Below are 16,265 nucleotides of genomic sequence, written 5' to 3'. Positions count from 1 at the left end.
TCTTTATCCCATAAGAAGCGCGCTACATCTGCATGTAGTGCGCTTTTTTATTGGAAAAAATCATGCTTTTATATGGCAAGCAACACTTTTCGATAGTTTTACACCAAAAAAAGTCCGTTTTGCAACAATTATTCCTCGGAAGCCCATATTCTGTATATCTTGGAATAAGAATCAAAAACCCCGAATCATGTCTTATAAAGTAAAAAGTCTTATCTATTTTGTTTGCTTCCTGGCTACGGCCATCATGTATTACAGTATGGAACAGGATTTTCCGTTGGACGGGGACACCCAGGCCGTTGAATTGGCCGAGGTGGACTTAAATGAACTACCCGCCACCTCTGAGGAGACTGCCATGCGAACACCTTAAGCTCAAAATTTCCTATTCACCATCATACCGGGCGCAACTAAATGTTGTGCCTTTTTTGTGTTAAAAATCCTATAAACTGCCCAAGGCGATTAAACCTTTGGTTTGCCCTTGGGTCCTAGGTACAAATCATAAAATTTAAACACATGAAAAAAGTAATTTTAGCAGTAATGGTCATGGCAGGTCTTACAGCCATGGCACAAAAGGGAGAAGGTAAAGGGCATCATGGATTCATGAAGGACATGACCCCTGAACAATTGGCAACTTTACAGACCAAAAAGATGACCTTGGCCTTGGAACTCAGTGCAAAACAGCAGCAGCAGATCCAAAGAATAAATCTGGAAAATGCCGAACTGAGAAAAGCAAAAATGGAGGAACTTCGGACAAAAAAAGAATCGGGAAAACGGGAAAAACCAACTGCCGATGAACGCTTTACGATGCTCAATGAACGACTGGACAAAAAAATTGCAGCGCAGTCCGAACTGAAACGAATCCTAAATGAGGAGCAGTTTGAGCAATGGAAAAAGATGCAGCTTGCCAAGGACAAGCACCAAATGCATCGAGCCAGGGAAAAGCACGGCAGAAAGTAACTTACAAATATTCTTGGGTGCGGTTAGGGCCTTTAGCACTCCCCGACCGTGCCCCAATACATTTCCCTGGTCCAATCCCGGTATAACTGCCTCTATTTGTCTTAGATTTGTATTTTTGATATAAGTCAATTCAATACAAATGAGCCCGGTTCAATCCATTCAATTCTTTGTGGCCCTGAATTTATTCATCATGGGCTTGTCGCATTTCCTGCAACCCGGGATATGGATCCAATTCTTCCAATTTTTATATCAAAAGGGACATGTAGGGAACATTTTTAATGCCATGTTGTCCGTTGGTATGGGTTCCATCATTCTGGCATTTCATTGGCTTTGGAACTGGCCTTTGGTGCTCGTTACCCTCTATGGGCTTGCCCTGCTGCTCAAGGGATTTATTTTCTTAATCTTTCCGTCCATTGGGCTCCGCAGTATTGGAAGTGTCAACGAGAAAGCTTGGAAATTCAAATGGGTAGGGCTTATGATGTGCATACTGTCCCTGATGCTTGCGTACCCTCTTATTTCCACAGGAGTCTTGGGTTAAAAGCTGCCTTGTTGCGCCCTAAAATACCTGTTTTACCGCCGCTACCGTACGATCCAGGTCGTCGTAGGAAAGGGCATCGTTCAGGAAGTAGCTTTCAAAGGCACTGGGCGGTAAATAGATTCCACGTTCCAACATCCCGTGGAAATAGGTTTTGAAATGTTCATTGTTGCCCTTTGCCGAAGAGGCAAAATCCACGACAACTTCTTCGGTGAAATGCACGGAAATCATGCTGCCAAAGCGGTTGATCTGATGTGCTATTCCTTTGGAAACGAGCACTTCGGAAATGCCCTTATGTAGGTAGGCGGTTTTGTCTCCAAGGCTCTGGAAAATTTCAGGGCTGTCGTTCAACTGGCTTAACATGGCCAGACCAGCACTCATGGCCAGCGGGTTTCCGCTTAAGGTTCCCGCTTGGTACACTGGGCCATCCGGTGCCAGATGATCCATAATTTCGGTTCGGGCCGCAAAAGCACCCACTGGAAGTCCGCCCCCGATAACCTTTCCAAAGGTCACGATATCCGCAGCAATTCCCAAAGCCTCTTGGGCACCTCCCTTTCCTAAACGAAAACCGGTCATCACCTCATCAAAAATCAAAAGAGCCCCTTCTTGGGTACACAAATCTCTTAGGCCCTTCATGAAATCCTGATCGGGGACGATGCAGCCCATGTTCCCGGCCACCGGTTCAATGATGATGGCGGCCAGTTCACCCTGGTTGGCCTTCACCAGCTCCTTAACGCCTTGGAGATCATTGTAGTCTGCGAGCAAAGTATCTTTGGCTGTGCCCTGTGTAACACCTGGACTATTGGGGCTTCCAAAGGTAATGGCCCCACTGCCCGCCTGAATCAGGAAGGCGTCCGCATGTCCGTGGTAACAGCCAGCAAATTTTATAATCTTGTCCTTTCCCGTAAACCCGCGGGCCAAACGTACGGCGCTCATACATGCTTCGGTGCCACTGTTTACAAAGCGTATCTTATCGATATGGGGTACCATGGAAACGGCCAATTTGGCCAGTTCCGTTTCTATTTCGGTGGGCATCCCGAAGGAAGTTCCCTTTTTGGCCTTCTCCACAACGGCACTGATTACGGGCTCAAAAGCATGGCCCAAAATTAACGGGCCCCAGGATGCTATATAATCTATGAACCGATTTCCATCCACATCGTACAGATAGGCACCTTTGGCCTCCTTGACAAAGATAGGGTCGCCCCCTACCGCTTTAAATGCGCGTACGGGCGAGTTTACGCCCCCGGGAATATATTTTTTCGCATCCTTGAAGAGGGCGCTACTTCTTTGGTAGATCATTCTTATTTTTTGATTTTTTCTGATTTGATGACAAGCCGCTGTCCTATGGACAGTAGATTGTCGTCCATATTGTTCAATTTCCTCAACTCGCTCACGGACACGAAATAACGTCGCGAAATGGAATACAGTGTATCGCCTTTTTTAACGATGTAGGTGGTAAGGCCATAGTCCTTTGGCTGCCGCTGCACGGCATACCCCTCCTTCAACACCTCGTTGTCGTAGCGATAGAGCTGATATTGTTCAATAAAGGAAATCAACTTTTGGGGATAGCGCTTGTCCGTTGCATAACCGGCCTCTCTAAGACCCTTTGCCCATCTCTTGTAATCGTCCCTTCTAAGATTGAACAAAAATGCGTATCGGGCACGGGAGGAAAGAAAAATACTGTGATCCCGGAAAGAGTACATGGGGTGGTTATACTTTCTAAAGCATTCCCCTTTTTCATCATCGTCGTGAAAATCGTAAGCACCCGTCCAGCCCCTATGACATTTAATCCCAAAATGATTGTTGGTCTTTAGTGCCAATTCGCTACGGCCAAATCCACTTTCCAAAATTCCCTGGGCTAGGGTGATACTGGCAGGAATACCATAGGCTTTCATCTCAAACTGCGCTATTTCCGAAAAAGTATCTATGTACTCTTCTATAGAAGAAATGGGAAATCGTACAAACTTGCCGGTATCTTCCGGCAAGGGGTAAAGTCCATTTTCATCGGGCACCTTAGATTTTGTGCTGCGGACAGATACCTGTGATCCCTTACTGGCTGTAGTTCGTTTTTTTGTTCCGCACCCTAATGCGAATACGCCAAGAAACACAAACAACACTACTCGTTTTATCATATGTCTATCAATGGTAAGTTCTTCTTTTTCAAAACAATGTTCATGCCAGCGATGCCCTGTAGGCCACCACTGTGTATGGCCAGTATTTTAGTGCCAGGTCGAAAATAACTTTTTTTGACCAGATCCAGAACTCCAAATATCATTTTTCCGGTATATATGGGGTCTAAAGGGATGCCGGTCTCCCGTTTAAACCAATTGATGAAATTTATCAGCTCCCGATTCTCTTTGGCGTATCCTCCAAAATGATAGTCTAGCACCAGATCCCAATTGTTCTTGTGGACAAATTTACGAATATCTTTGTGTAAAAAATTCCCTTTGAGTGCGGGGAAGCCCAAAATTTGCTGCTGTAAACCGGAGGAATTGATGATCCCGGCCAGTGTACCTCCCGTCCCCACACAGCCCGTAATGATATCAAAAAGGGCATCTTCCCCAGTTAAAATCTCTTCACAGCCTTTCACTGCCAGATTATTGGTGCCTCCTTCGGGCATTAAATAAAACGCGCCAAATTTCTTTCTCAGGGACTCAAGAAAATCGGCCTCTGCTTTTTCGTGATACTGCTCCCTGGAAATAAAATGTAATTCCATACCCTGTTGTTTTGCCGCAACCAGGGTGGGGTTCTTTTCCCAGCGCTCTGCTATCTCTTCCCCGCGGATAACACCAATGGTCCGCAGACCATGGGCCCGGCAGGCATAAGCCGTAGCAGAAATATGGTTGGAATAGGCCCCGCCAAAGGTCAAAATTGTGTTGAGCCCCTGTCTCTTGACCTCCTGGAGGTTATACTTCAGCTTTCGGTATTTGTTCCCTGAAACATAAGGGTGTATTTGATCCTCCCGCTTAAGCGAGAGCGATACTTTCCTTTTGGCAAGAACGGGTAAATGGACGGACTGGTTGACTACCTTCACAGGTCGGATTTTTCAACCTCAAAGGTATTTAATAAAGCTAAAAGGTTTTCTTTGGCCTAGATAATCCATGTTTTTTTCGTTTTCATAGGCCTCCCGTTCAAAACTGATGTTCTGATATCCTTTATAGCTATCAAAATAGAAAAAGGAACGTACGAACCATTCCAACAAATACAGCCCATAAAAGGGTAGAATGAACAGTTCTTGCTGTTGCCTTAAATGAATTTTCTCGTGATTGATCAGGACACTGTCGGCTTTAAGGGAATCGTTCTTTAGTATTATAAAGGGCCAAAGGGACAGGCCTACATAGTTCTTGTAAAAAAAATGTTTGAATACTAAAATCATTTCCCAGTGTAAACGAAGCTAATCAAAGATAATTGTTAAAAAACCAAAATAACCAATAAGTTGGTTTTGTTACAAACAAATTCGACCAACGACGAAAAAACCTACAAATGGCCCAAAACCAAGGGTTAAAATCGTTCAAATGCCCTGTTATTAACAGTGAATGCCTTAATTTTACATACATGAAGAAACTGATTCCCTTGGAGGAAGGCGATTTTTACCTCTCCGAGGAAGGGTATAAGGTCTTTACGAAACAATACCACCTTAAAAGAGGGTATTGCTGTGAGAGCGGGTGCAGGCATTGTCCCTACGGGTACAACAAAAAAACGGGCTCGACCTAAACAAACAGAGGGGTTCGGCACGATTGTTGAGACGTATTTTAAGATAAAACTGTGTTAATTTCAAAAAAATTGGTTATGAAAAAAATGAAACTTCTCGCAATACCGGTGCTCCTGTTGGTATTCTTAAGCTCATGCGTTTCGGTGCGCGTGGCGTCGGACTACGATAGGGAGGCAAATTTCAACTCGTACAAAACCTATGCCTTCTACAAGACCGGTATTGATAAGGCCCAAATTTCGGACTTGGACAAAAAACGGATTCTAAAGGCCATTGATGCCGAGATGAGTTCCCGAGGTTTTGTAAAATCCAATACCCCCGATCTTTTGGTCAGTATTTTCACCAAGGAGAGCGAGCGGGTAGACGTTTACAATAATAACTTTGGCTGGGGCTGGGGTGGTTTTGGATATGGCCGTTTCGGCTACGGAGGCTTCTATAATCCATGGTTTTGGGGAGGTCCCGGTTGGGGCGGAAGTACGGTAAGTACCAGCACGGAAGGATCTTTGTATATTGATTTAATCGATACAAAAAAGAAGGAATTGGTATGGCAAGGAAAAGGCAAGGGCACCTTAAACACCCGTAGTATAGAGAAAAAAGAACAACGTATTCGGGAGTTTGTTTCCCAAATATTGAAGGAATACCCCCCAGCCATCGCATCCAATTAAAATACAGGGAGCGATCTGAAAAGTGTCAAATGTGAAAGTTGTCACATCGAGCGCAGTCGAGATGTCTTGAAAATCAATGAATTTAAAAGTTCTCGACTGCCTGCCCTCCCGTACAAGACTTCGGTAGGCGGGGCGTTCGAACAGACATCAAAACACTTTTCAGATCGCTTCTTTATCCCTAACCCCAAAGCACATGACCACCGCGCTGTTTTAGGTGTTTAGTAATCGAGTACTTCCTCAATTTTCTTTCGTAGTTTTTCCGTAGAAGGTATCATGGTCTGCTCCAGGGTACTGTTTAATGGAATCGCTGGTAAGTCCTCACTGCCCAAGGTAAGCACTGGAGCATCCAAATGGGCGAAGCAGGCTTCCTGTATCTTTCCTGCCAATGCCTGGGCAAAACCATTATTGGTAGGCTCTTCCGTGACCACAATACACTTTCCCGTTTTTTTGACCGAATTCATCACCGTGTCCTCGTCCAAAGGGCTTAAGGTACGTAGATCAATGACCTCTACCCGATCCCTTAAACCTTTGGTGGCGTTCATGGCCCAATGTACCCCCATGCCATAACTCACCAGGGTCAGTGTTTCCTGGTCTTCCTGCTTCCATATTTCCTGCAGCACATTGGCCTTTCCGAAGGGAAGGATATAATCTTCCGAAGGCTCAATGGAGGTAGCTCCTTTGGTTCCCGGGACTTTGCTCCAATAAAGCCCCTTATGTTCCAGGAGCAATACCGGATTGGGATCATGGTAGGCTGCCTTTATGAGTCCTTTTAGGTCCGCTCCGTTACTTGGATAGGCAATTTTAATGCCCCTGATATTGGTCACAATACTTTCAACGGATGAGGAATGATAGGGGCCCCCACTGCCGTAAGCGCCAATGGGCACTCTCAAAATCATGGAAACCGGCCATTTTCCATTGGTTAGGTAACAACTTCGGCTCACTTCCGTAAAAAGCTGGTTGAGGCCCGGCCAAATATAATCGGCAAACTGTACCTCCACAATGGGTTTAAGGCCTACGGCACTCATCCCAACGGTAGACCCCACAATAAAGGCCTCCTGTATGGGAGTGTTGAACACCCGATCATCCCCAAATTTTTGTGCCAGGGTGGCCGCTTCACGGAATACACCTCCAAGCCGTCCGCCCACATCTTGTCCATAAAGCAGGCATTCCTTGTGTTCGCGCATCAGTTCCTCCACGGCGAACAAGGCACAGTCTACCATGACCACCTTTTCTTCCCGTTCGGGAAAACGTTCGCCCACTTCTTCCGTAATGGGTGTTGGAGCAAAATCATGGGTAAAAAGGTCTTCAGGTTTAGGGTCCTCGGCCAAAAGGGCACGTTCAAAATCTGACTTTACCTTGGTAGTGGCAGCGTCTTCCAATTGCCTTATTTTTTTGACAGAAAACCCATTGTCGCGTAGCTGCTGTTTTAATACGGGATAGGGGTCCCGGGAACGTGCTTCCTCCAGATCATCGCGGTACCATTCCATACGGACACCGGAAGTATGATGGTTTAACAAGGGCACTTTGGCATGTACCAAAAAAGGGCGGCGTTCTTCCCGGATTTTTTCCAAAACCTCTTTCAGGACCCGATAGCTTTCCATGAAATCTGCTCCGTCAATGGAAACGGCTTCCAGCCCTTTGAAACCTTTTGCATACTCAAAAGCGTTCTGTGCCCTGGTTTCTGCCGCATTGGCCGAAATGTCCCAGCCGTTGTCCTGTACCAGGTATAAAATAGGCATTTGTTTAAGGGCCGCCATCTGAAAGGCTTCCGCAATCTCGCCCTCGGTTACCGATGCATCACCCAATGAACATACCGTTACAGGTTTCAAATCCTTGGACTCCAGATACGGCGACCGATCCGCCGCTTCGTCGGCTATGTCCTGTAATTCCTTATACTGCATGCCCATGGCTACACCGGTAGCCGGGATGGCCTGCATTCCTGTCGCGGAGGACTGGTGTGGGATTTTTGGCTTGTCGTCATCCCGTAAACTCGGATGGCAATAGTAGGTTCGCCCGCCAGAAAAAGGATCATCCCTCTTCGCCATAAGTTGCAACATTAAATCATAGGGTTCCATCCCAAAGGCCAAAAGCATGGCATCATCCCTGTAATAGGGAAATGCATAATCTTGTGGCAAAAGTTGCATCCCCAATGCTATTTGAACGGCTTCATGCCCCCGAGAGGTAGCATGCACATATTTGGAAACCTGTTTAAAATTGGCCTCGTACAATTCGGTCATAGCCTTGGCCGTGCAGAGGTGCGAAAACGCCTTTTCTAGCAGTTGATCCTCCATTTACACCAATTCCTTTTCAATTCTGACCATCCATCCAAAATGGTCTTCCATTTTTCCCGAGCGAATACCGTTGAGTGTATTCAGAACCATCTCGCTAACGGGATTTTCATCTGAAACATGGATCTTGGTATCCTTATATCCTATTTCCTGTATCATGGCGATAGCAACGGCAGTACCGGTGCCAAAAGCCTCTTCTAGGGTACCTTTCCGGGAGGCATCCACGATTTCCTCTATGGTGATAGGCCGCTCCGTTACCTCATAGCCCTTATCCCTCAATAATTCTATGACACTCATCCTTGTAATCCCGTGCAGAATAGCTCCATCCAAACTCGGCGTGATAAATTTTCCATCTATTTTAAAAAAGATGTTCATGGTCCCCACTTCCTGAATGTAATGGAACTCTTTGGCATCCAACCACAGCACCTGGTCATATCCTTTGGTCTTGGCTATTTCTGTAGGCCTGATAGCGGCCGCATAATTTCCCGCTGCTTTGGCCTCTCCGGTGCCACCGTGTGCCGCCCTGATGTATTTGGTCTCTGCCAACAGTTTTATGGGTTTGGAAAAAAATGGTCCCGAAGGGGATGCAATGATGATGAACTTGTAGTGGGTGGCCGCGCGCATGCCTATAAAAGGTTCATCGGCGTAAATAAAGGGCCTCAAATACAGGGCGCTTCCATCAAAGGGCGGAATCCAGTCCTGCTCCAAGGCCACCAATTGCTTTAGTGCCTCTACAAAAAGGTCTTCCGGAAATGCGGGCATTCCCATTCTGTCTGCGCTAAAATTTAAGCGGGCGGCATTTTTCTCCGGCCGGAACAGCATAGGTGTACCGTCGGTATCCTTGGTGGCCTTCATGCCTTCAAATATGGCCTGCCCATAGTGCAGCGCCATGGCGGCAGGATGGGTGGGAATTAGGTGCAGGGGCTCTATTCTTGGATTGACCCAGCGTCCCTCTTCAAAATCACAAATGAACATGTGATCGGTAAAGGTGGTCCCCAAAGGGATGTTGTTAAAGTCGAGCGACTTTATATTCGATTCTTTTACTCTGCTTATGTTGATCGTTTGTGACATGATATTATAAGGTTCTAGTGACATCAAATTTTTCTAAATAATCGGCGATACGCTTTAGGAACGAACCTCCCAGGTAACCGTCTACAACACGATGATCAAAGGACAGGGAGAGGTACATCATACTTCTAATGGCTATTTCATCACCCTGCTCCGTGGTTATCACCTCGGGTCGTTTTTTGATAATGCCCATGGCCAGAATGGCCACTTCGGGCTGATTGATGATGGGAGTGCCCATAAGGCTCCCGAAAGTGCCTACATTGGAAATGGTAAAGGTGCTGTCCTTGATATCGTCTCCGCTGAGTTTATTATCCCTTGCCTTAGAAGCCAATACATTGACTTCAGAGGCGAGTTGTTTCAGATTCTTTTGATCGGCATTCCTGACCACGGGAACGATTAAATTTCCATTGGGCAAGGCGGTGGCCATACCAATGTTTATGGCCTCCTTTACAATGATCTGGGTACCGTCTACCGATACGTTGATCATGGGAAAATCCTTGATCGCCTTGGCTACGGCCTCCACAAAAAGCGGGGTAAAGGTCAATTTCTCCTTGTATTTTTTCTGAAATTCCGCCTTGTTGGCATTACGCCATTGGACCAAATCGGTAAGGTCCGCCTCCACATAGGCCGTTACGTGGGGCGATGTATGTTTGGAGTACACCATGTGATCGGCGATCATTTGCCGCATACGGTCCATTTCCACGATCTTGCCGCTGCCCTTATCTAAATTCAATTGGGGAATGCGATACGCTGTGGGATCTGGGTCAGCCGCCGGTTGCACAAATCTGTAGGGTCGCCCTTCATCCAAATACCGGAATACGTCGCTTTTCCGCAAACGGCCTTCTTTGCCAGTAGCTGGAATACGGGCCAGTTCTTCGTAGCTGATATGTTGCTCCTTTGCGATGCTGACCACCAAGGGCGAAAAAAAGGTGTTGTTGTTCACCTGGGCCTTGACGGCCGATTGCTTTTTTGACGGTTTCTTATCGGTGGCCCTTTCCCTGGTCTGCGCCACCTCTTCCTGAGGTATCTTCCCCGCGCCGATGGATGCTCCTCCATCCACCACTTTTATGTGCGCAATCACTTCCCCTACCGGAACTACATCATTGGCCTGAAAAAGTATCTTCTCCATGATCCCCGAGCTTGATGCCGGCACTTCATTATCCACTTTGTCGGTGGCGACTTCCAACAAGATATCACCTTCCTGGAAGGACTCCCCCTCCTTGACCAACCAGCTGATAATGGTGCCCTCTGTAATGCTCTCGCCCATTTTGGGCATTTTAAACTCCATGCTTGACATCGTATTAACTAATGTTCGTTAGTTTATAGAGGAACAAGGAGGTGCATTATCTTTTAAAGATTCCTCTCCTTGTTCGCAAAGCTGCTTATTTCTTCATAAAATCGCGCAAGGTTTCATAAAACGTTTCTTGCTTTTGCCTTCCTTCCGGGATTTCCCGCAAGGGCTTCACTTCCCTTAAACTGTCGTGACAGTCCGCCGGTAATTGCTGATACAATTCCGTGCCCTTGGTTTTCCAGGCAACCATTTCGTCCGTGACCTTCTTGATCACCTTTGCCGGGTTACCTACCACCATACTTCGTTCAGGGATTACGGTTTCTGCCTTTACAAAGGTCATGGCACCGATAATACATTCGTCCCCAATTTGCGCATCGTCCATAATCACCGTATTCATCCCCACCAAAACGTTGCGACCAATATTCGCTCCATGGATAATGGCTCCATGTCCTATATGCGCGCTTTCCCTGAGTACGATAGACTTTCCAGGAAACATATGTACCGTACAGTTCTCCTGTACATTGACCCCGTCTTCCAGTACAATCTGTCCCCAATCGCCCCGAATCGCCGCTCCAGGTCCTATGTAACAGTCCCGGCCAATAATGACATTGCCCGTGACCGCGGCCAAGGGATGCACAAAACTGCTTTCGTGTACCACCGGGATGTATCCTTTAAAGCTGTAGATCATATACGCATATCAAATTTTGATGGTCTATTATTTAAACTTCTTTAGGGTCTCCTTGGTGAACGCACTCAATACCAAACGTCCGCTTATGGCTGCACGTTCTGCCAACAAATTGTCCCAATCTTCCGTGCCTTTCCAGAACATCTGTTTCATTTCTTTCATGGCCTCCGGATTGTAGGTGCACAGCCTTTGTGCAAAGACTTCCACCGCTTCGTCCAGCGTTTCCATATCCGCATATACCTCTGTAAACAAGCCTTTTTCCTTGGCCCATTCCGCGGGGTAGAAGTTATTGGCGTCCATAGCGATCTGTGACATACCGCTCAATCCCAGCTTGCGTTCCACCGCAGGCCCTACCACAAAGGGACCTATGCCCACGTTTAATTCACTTAATTTGATGGCCGCGAACTTGGTGGCCATGCAATAATCCGTTGCCGAAGCCAAACCAACACCTCCGCCCACGGTTTTTCCCTGTATACGCCCTATGATGAACTTGGGGCATTTGCGCATTGCATTGATCACATTGGCAAAACCCGAAAAAAACACCTTACCGGTCTCGGCATCATTGATATTGACCAATTCCTCAAAACTGGCCCCGGCACAGAAGGTGCGATCACCCCCGCTTTTTAGCACCACTACCTTAATCTCCGCATTGTTTCCGGCGGCTGTAATGGTCTGGGCCAACTGCGCCAAAATATCTCCTGGTAAGGAGTTATGGGCCGGATGAAAGAATTCCAAATATCCGATGCCGTTTGCTATATGTTGTTTTACGTAGGGTTCCATCAAAGCTGTTAACTGGTTAATTTTCTACTCTAAAAGCCCAAACTGGGAAAAATGGTGATTCAGATGTTTGGTATGTACCAAATCCCATTCGAACTTGTTTAGCACCCCAAAGACCACATGTGTTGTGGTAGCTTGCGGATGCTCCTTGAAATAGGCCTCGAATTCATCATAGGCTTCCAACAATTTTACTTTGGCGGTCTCCAGATCCGGGTGTATCAGGTTCTTTGTTCTATCGGCCAAGGGAAAATCGTAATGTTTGGGCATGGGCCTGTGATTGTACAGGGAATCGTGCACCTTTTCCAAGATATCCTCGGGGGTCGTTATTTCAAAATCCTGAATCTCGCCCGAAGCGATCCTCAGGGAAAACTCCAAATGTTCCACCATACGCTGCGCACTTGCCGAGCCCCATTCGGGTTTGGCATCTTCCGTAAGTTTTTTCAAATAGGCCGGTATGCTTTTCTTATTGATGACGGCAAAAGGATTTTTCTTTTGCACCATGGTCAAAATAGTGGCAATGGCCACCAGTTCGTCTTCCGTATCAAACACCTCCACATACCACTTCACAATGCCGCTGGGCAATTCTGGCCCTCGGACATCCCGTTCTATCTTTTGTTTACAGGTCAACCGCACATAGACCGTATCGTTGTGGTAGATGGGTCGTAAAAAACGACAATCCTCCAAACCGTAGTTTGCCGCTACAGGTCCTTTATTCGGATATACGAACAGGCCTGCTGCTGCGGCCAGAATAAAATACCCGTGTGCCGTTCTTTTTTCGAAAATGCTACCGTCCAAGGAAGTGATATCCGTATGCGCATAAAAATGGTCCCACGTCAGATTGGCAAAATTCACGATGTCCGCATCGGTAATGGTACGCATATGGGTCCTTAGGGACATTCCGGGTTCTATATCCTCCCAGTGGTATTTAAACGGATGTTGTGCTGCCTCTTTATAGGCGGATTTAGGTTGATAAATTCCAGTAATTTCGGTTAGGGTGGTAGGGGATCCCTGCACTGCCGTGCGCTGCAAATAGTGTTTTACACCGCGAAGGCCTCCCATTTCCTCCCCGCCACCGGCCCGGCCAGGGCCACCGTGTACCAAGGTAGGCAAGGGTGATCCGTGTCCTGTGCTCTCTTTGGCATTCTCACGGTTCAATACCAAAATACGCCCGTGGTGACTAGCTGCCTCTACCACATACTCCTTGGCAATGGCGTTATCATAGGTCATTATGGAAGACACAAGGGATCCTTTTCCCATTTGTGCCAATGTAATGGCCTCTTCCAAAGTTTTATAGGGCATCAGGGTACTTACCGGGCCAAAGGCTTCCCGTGTGTGTGCCGCGTGGTTGGCAAAGGGTTTATCCTCGCGTAGCAGGATGGGGCTTATAAAAGCCCCCTTTTTGGCATCGGCCCCAAGGGTCTCAATGGTGTCCAGATTGCCGTATACGATCTGCGCCTCCTTGGCGATATCCTTAACACTGTTCCTTACCTCTTCCACCTGCTCCCTACTGATCAGGGATCCCATCCGGACCTCCTTTAACCTGGGGTCTCCGATAGTAACTTTATCCAATTGCTGCCCCAGGGCGATCTGAACATCCTCGATAAGTTTTTCGGGTACGATAATGCGTCGTATCGCGGTACATTTTTGACCACATTTCACGGTCATCTCCTTGCGCACCTCTTTGATGAAAATATCGAATTCCGGCGTGCCTGGAACCGCATCTTCCCCCAAAACGGCGGCATTTAGTGAATCGGCCTCCATGGTAAAGGGCACGGCCTCTTGAATGATCCTAGGGTGCGCCTTGAGCAATCGGCCGGTGGAGGCGGAACCCGTAAAGGTCACTACATCCTGGGATTCTACGGTATCCAAAATGGTCTTTACCGTTCCATTGATGATCTGTAAGGCGCCTTCGGGTAAAATCCCTGAATTAATAATTTCACGTGCCACGGCCTCGGCCAAATAGGACGATGAGGGTGCGGGCAATACGACCGCTGGAACCCCAGCCATCCAATTGACCGCACATTTTTCTAACATGCCCCAGACCGGAAAGTTAAAAGCGTTTATATGAACCGCCACCCCCTTTTTGGGCACCATGATATGATGGGCCATAAAACGTCCGCCGCGCGATAAATCAATGGGCTCCCCTTCCACGTGATAGGGCTGGTTGGGGAACAACTTTCGCAAGGAGGCATTGGCAAACAAATTCCCAAATCCTCCTTCGATATCGATCCAGCTGTCCACTTTGGTGGCTCCGGTCCGATAGCTAATTTCATAAAAGGCATCTTTCTTTTTAGTGAGGTGCAAAGCCAGTTTTTTGAGCATATTGCCCCGTTCCTGAAAAGTCATTTTGCGCAGCACCTCCCCACCCTTTGTTCTGCCGTACTGTAGGATTTCCGGAACATCCAATCCGTCGGTCGCAACATTTGCAATCAACTCACCTGTTATGGCATCATATACGGGATGGCCTTTGTCCTTGCCTTCTGTCCATTTTCCTGATACGTAGTGTTGTATTTTTTTCATAATTCCTACCCTGACCCACTATCCTTTGCAGCGGGAATTCATGGGTTATTTTAATTAAACACGTTCAATTACGGCAGCGTAGCCCTGCCCTACCCCGATGCACATGGTCACCAGGGCGTATTTCTTTTGGGTCTCCTGCAGTTCCAGGGCCGCCGAATAACAAATTCTCGCGCCCGTAACGCCCAAAGGATGTCCTATGGCAATGGCACCCCCATTGGGGTTTAACCTAGGGTCGGTATCGGCCAATCCCCATGCCCGCGTACACGCCAAAGCCTGAGCCGCAAAAGCCTCATTCAGCTCAATCACATCCATATCATCCATGGTCAAGCCTGCCTTTTGCAAAGCATTATTAGCCGCCTGCACCGGGCCGATGCCCATAATTCTAGGTTCCACACCCACTACAGCAGAGCTTAAGATCCTTGCCATAGGTTTTAGCTCATATTTTTTTACAGCATCTTCCGAGGCGATGATGGTAGCGGCTGCGCCATCGTTCAAACCGGATGAGTTGCCCGCCGTAACACTACCTCCTTCTTTTTTGAAGGCCGGGCGTAGTTTTGCCAAAACCTCCTTGGTGGTCCCGGGTTTAACAAATTCGTCCAGAGAAAACTGAATGGGGTCTTTTTTTCGTTGGGGAATCTCTACCGTAACAATTTCCTTGTCCAATCGCCCATTTTCCTGGGCCTTGGCAGCCTTCATTTGGCTCCAATGGGCAAAGGCATCCTGGTCTTCTCGGGAGATATCGTATTTTTCGACCAGATTTTCAGCTGTATTTCCCATCCCGTCGGTTCCGTAAAGCTCTTGCATTCTGGGATTGATGAATCGCCACCCGAAACTGGAATCGTACATTTTGGAATCATTGCCAAAGGCACTGGAAGGTTTGGACATTACATAGGGCCCCCGGGTCATATGCTCTACCCCTCCTGCGATGAAAATATCCCCATCGCCGGCCTTAATGGCTCTATTGGCATGGATAATAGCGGACAAACCGGAGCTACAGAGCCGGTTCACCGTTTCCCCAGGAACGGTAAAGGGCAGTCCGGCCAATAAAAGGCTCATCCTTGCCACGTTCCTGTTATCCTCGCCGGCCTGATTGGCACACCCCATAATCACATCATCATAGGCTTCCTTTGGGATGTTTGGATTACGCGCCACCAACTCCCGGATGACCAGGGCGCCCAAATCGTCCGTTCGCACTTTTGAGAGTGTACCGTGGTAACTTCCGATTGGCGTTCGGACGCCATCTATTATAAACGAGTCTTTCATATGTACTGTCTGCTAAAGCAGTTTTTATTTACTTATTGTTCTATTGTATGCTGGAAATCTTTCCATGGATTCCCTATTACTTCATATTCTATCCCTCCCAATCTTTATGGGTCCGGTACACCACGCCTTTAAACAAGGCCACGAGCTCATCGCCCCGCTTTACCTCGATCACATTAAAACCCACTTTGGTATTTACCTTTTCTATCACGGATTCCGCTTCAATATAATCGCCCTCCTCCAAAGCCTCGATATGGTTCACCGAGGTTTCGATGGACACCGCATATTTCCCATGGGAATTTGCCGCAAAGCCAAAGGCGGTATCCGCCAGGGCGTAGCTGATGCCCCCATGGGCCTTGCCCATACTGTTGAGCATTTCCCTTCTAACGGTCATTCCCACTCTGCAACGGCCAATGTGGGACTCCAAAATTTCGATGCCCAACCAAGTGCTAAAGGCGTCAAGGCCCAGCATTTTATGCGGTATGTGTTCTCCCTTCATCCCAACCAGTTTGT

General features: G+C 47.4%; 17 protein-coding genes. 5 read left to right on the top strand and 12 right to left on the bottom strand.

Going from position 1 to position 16,265, the window contains the following annotated elements; translation table 11 throughout:
- The first annotated feature begins 187 nt into the window (after window positions 1-187).
- The 3 genes from ACRD67_RS18185 to ACRD67_RS18175 all read left to right on the top strand — a co-directional run bounded on the left by ACRD67_RS18185 (window position 188) and on the right by ACRD67_RS18175 (window position 1,492).
- Window positions 188-367, top strand: coding sequence for a hypothetical protein (locus ACRD67_RS18185; RefSeq protein WP_430968652.1), 180 nt, complete (start codon window positions 188-190; stop codon window positions 365-367).
- A 143-nt stretch (window positions 368-510) separates the two neighbouring features.
- Entirely contained in the window at window positions 511-954 is a 444-nt protein-coding gene (locus ACRD67_RS18180) for a DUF4890 domain-containing protein (protein ID WP_430968651.1), read from the top strand.
- A 139-nt stretch (window positions 955-1,093) separates the two neighbouring features.
- Complete coding sequence (locus ACRD67_RS18175) at window positions 1,094-1,492, top strand: hypothetical protein (protein ID WP_430968650.1); 399 nt, start codon at window positions 1,094-1,096, stop codon at window positions 1,490-1,492.
- A gap of 18 nt (window positions 1,493-1,510) precedes the next feature.
- On the opposite strand, the gene hemL is transcribed toward ACRD67_RS18175, so the two are convergent.
- From hemL to ACRD67_RS18155, 4 genes are read right to left on the bottom strand one after another with little or no spacing between them, the layout of a single operon-like run.
- Window positions 1,511-2,788 (bottom strand): glutamate-1-semialdehyde 2,1-aminomutase, encoded by a 1,278-nt coding sequence (gene hemL / locus ACRD67_RS18170; RefSeq protein ID WP_430968649.1) that lies wholly within the window; start codon window positions 2,786-2,788, stop codon window positions 1,511-1,513.
- Window positions 2,789-2,790: 2 nt separating this feature from the next.
- The gene (locus ACRD67_RS18165) at window positions 2,791-3,621 is read right to left on the bottom strand and encodes a glucosaminidase domain-containing protein (protein ID WP_430968648.1); all 831 of its coding nucleotides are present in this window, start codon (window positions 3,619-3,621) and stop codon (window positions 2,791-2,793) included.
- Window positions 3,618-4,523, bottom strand: a complete 906-nt coding sequence (locus tag ACRD67_RS18160) for a 1-aminocyclopropane-1-carboxylate deaminase/D-cysteine desulfhydrase (protein WP_430968647.1) — start codon at window positions 4,521-4,523, stop codon at window positions 3,618-3,620. The genes ACRD67_RS18165 and ACRD67_RS18160 overlap by 4 nt, the downstream gene beginning before the upstream one ends.
- Before the next feature lie 18 nt (window positions 4,524-4,541).
- The gene (locus ACRD67_RS18155; protein WP_430968646.1) at window positions 4,542-4,865 is read right to left on the bottom strand and encodes a hypothetical protein; all 324 of its coding nucleotides are present in this window, start codon (window positions 4,863-4,865) and stop codon (window positions 4,542-4,544) included.
- Between the two features lie 179 nt (window positions 4,866-5,044).
- On the opposite strand from ACRD67_RS18155, the gene ACRD67_RS18150 reads away from it, so the two are divergent.
- Together ACRD67_RS18150 and ACRD67_RS18145 are read left to right on the top strand one after the other, a co-directional pair.
- Window positions 5,045-5,203 carry a C1orf53 family protein gene (locus tag ACRD67_RS18150; protein ID WP_430968645.1) on the top strand — a complete coding sequence of 53 codons (159 nt, stop codon included), beginning with the start codon at window positions 5,045-5,047 and terminating at the stop codon, window positions 5,201-5,203.
- A gap of 75 nt (window positions 5,204-5,278) precedes the next feature.
- The gene (locus tag ACRD67_RS18145; RefSeq protein ID WP_430968644.1) at window positions 5,279-5,863 is read left to right on the top strand and encodes a DUF4136 domain-containing protein; all 585 of its coding nucleotides are present in this window, start codon (window positions 5,279-5,281) and stop codon (window positions 5,861-5,863) included.
- A 218-nt stretch (window positions 5,864-6,081) separates the two neighbouring features.
- Here the strand turns inward: ACRD67_RS18145 and ACRD67_RS18140 are convergent, their stop codons facing one another.
- The 8 genes from ACRD67_RS18140 to ACRD67_RS18105 all read right to left on the bottom strand — a co-directional run bounded on the left by ACRD67_RS18140 (window position 6,082) and on the right by ACRD67_RS18105 (window position 16,251).
- Window positions 6,082-8,154, bottom strand: a complete 2,073-nt coding sequence (locus tag ACRD67_RS18140; RefSeq protein ID WP_430968643.1) for an alpha-ketoacid dehydrogenase subunit alpha/beta — start codon at window positions 8,152-8,154, stop codon at window positions 6,082-6,084.
- Window positions 8,155-9,246 (bottom strand): branched-chain amino acid aminotransferase, encoded by a 1,092-nt coding sequence (locus ACRD67_RS18135; protein WP_430968642.1) that lies wholly within the window; start codon window positions 9,244-9,246, stop codon window positions 8,155-8,157.
- Window positions 9,227-10,516 (bottom strand): dihydrolipoamide acetyltransferase family protein, encoded by a 1,290-nt coding sequence (locus tag ACRD67_RS18130; protein WP_430968641.1) that lies wholly within the window; start codon window positions 10,514-10,516, stop codon window positions 9,227-9,229. The genes ACRD67_RS18135 and ACRD67_RS18130 overlap by 20 nt, the downstream gene beginning before the upstream one ends.
- Window positions 10,517-10,601: 85 nt before the next feature.
- The gene (locus ACRD67_RS18125) at window positions 10,602-11,198 is read right to left on the bottom strand and encodes an acyltransferase (RefSeq protein ID WP_430968640.1); all 597 of its coding nucleotides are present in this window, start codon (window positions 11,196-11,198) and stop codon (window positions 10,602-10,604) included.
- A gap of 27 nt (window positions 11,199-11,225) precedes the next feature.
- Window positions 11,226-11,978, bottom strand: a complete 753-nt coding sequence (locus ACRD67_RS18120; RefSeq protein WP_430968639.1) for an enoyl-CoA hydratase/isomerase family protein — start codon at window positions 11,976-11,978, stop codon at window positions 11,226-11,228.
- Window positions 11,979-11,999: 21 nt separating this feature from the next.
- Window positions 12,000-14,492: a phenylacetic acid degradation bifunctional protein PaaZ gene (gene paaZ, locus ACRD67_RS18115; protein WP_430968638.1), complete on the bottom strand. Its 2,493-nt coding sequence runs from the start codon at window positions 14,490-14,492 to the stop codon at window positions 12,000-12,002.
- Between the two features lie 54 nt (window positions 14,493-14,546).
- Window positions 14,547-15,755 carry a 3-oxoadipyl-CoA thiolase gene (gene pcaF, locus ACRD67_RS18110; RefSeq protein WP_430968637.1) on the bottom strand — a complete coding sequence of 403 codons (1,209 nt, stop codon included), beginning with the start codon at window positions 15,753-15,755 and terminating at the stop codon, window positions 14,547-14,549.
- Between the two features lie 88 nt (window positions 15,756-15,843).
- On the bottom strand, window positions 15,844-16,251 hold the full coding sequence (locus ACRD67_RS18105; protein WP_430968636.1) for a PaaI family thioesterase: 408 nt from the start codon (window positions 16,249-16,251) through the stop codon (window positions 15,844-15,846).
- Between the last annotated feature and the right edge of the window lie 14 nt (window positions 16,252-16,265).

The organism is Eudoraea algarum (assembly GCF_050589645.1).
In the GTDB taxonomy this organism is placed as follows: domain Bacteria; phylum Bacteroidota; class Bacteroidia; order Flavobacteriales; family Flavobacteriaceae; genus JBNGOQ01.
The sequence above is the reverse complement of the archived record's forward strand: the minus strand, read 5'-3'. Positions and strand labels throughout refer to the sequence as shown.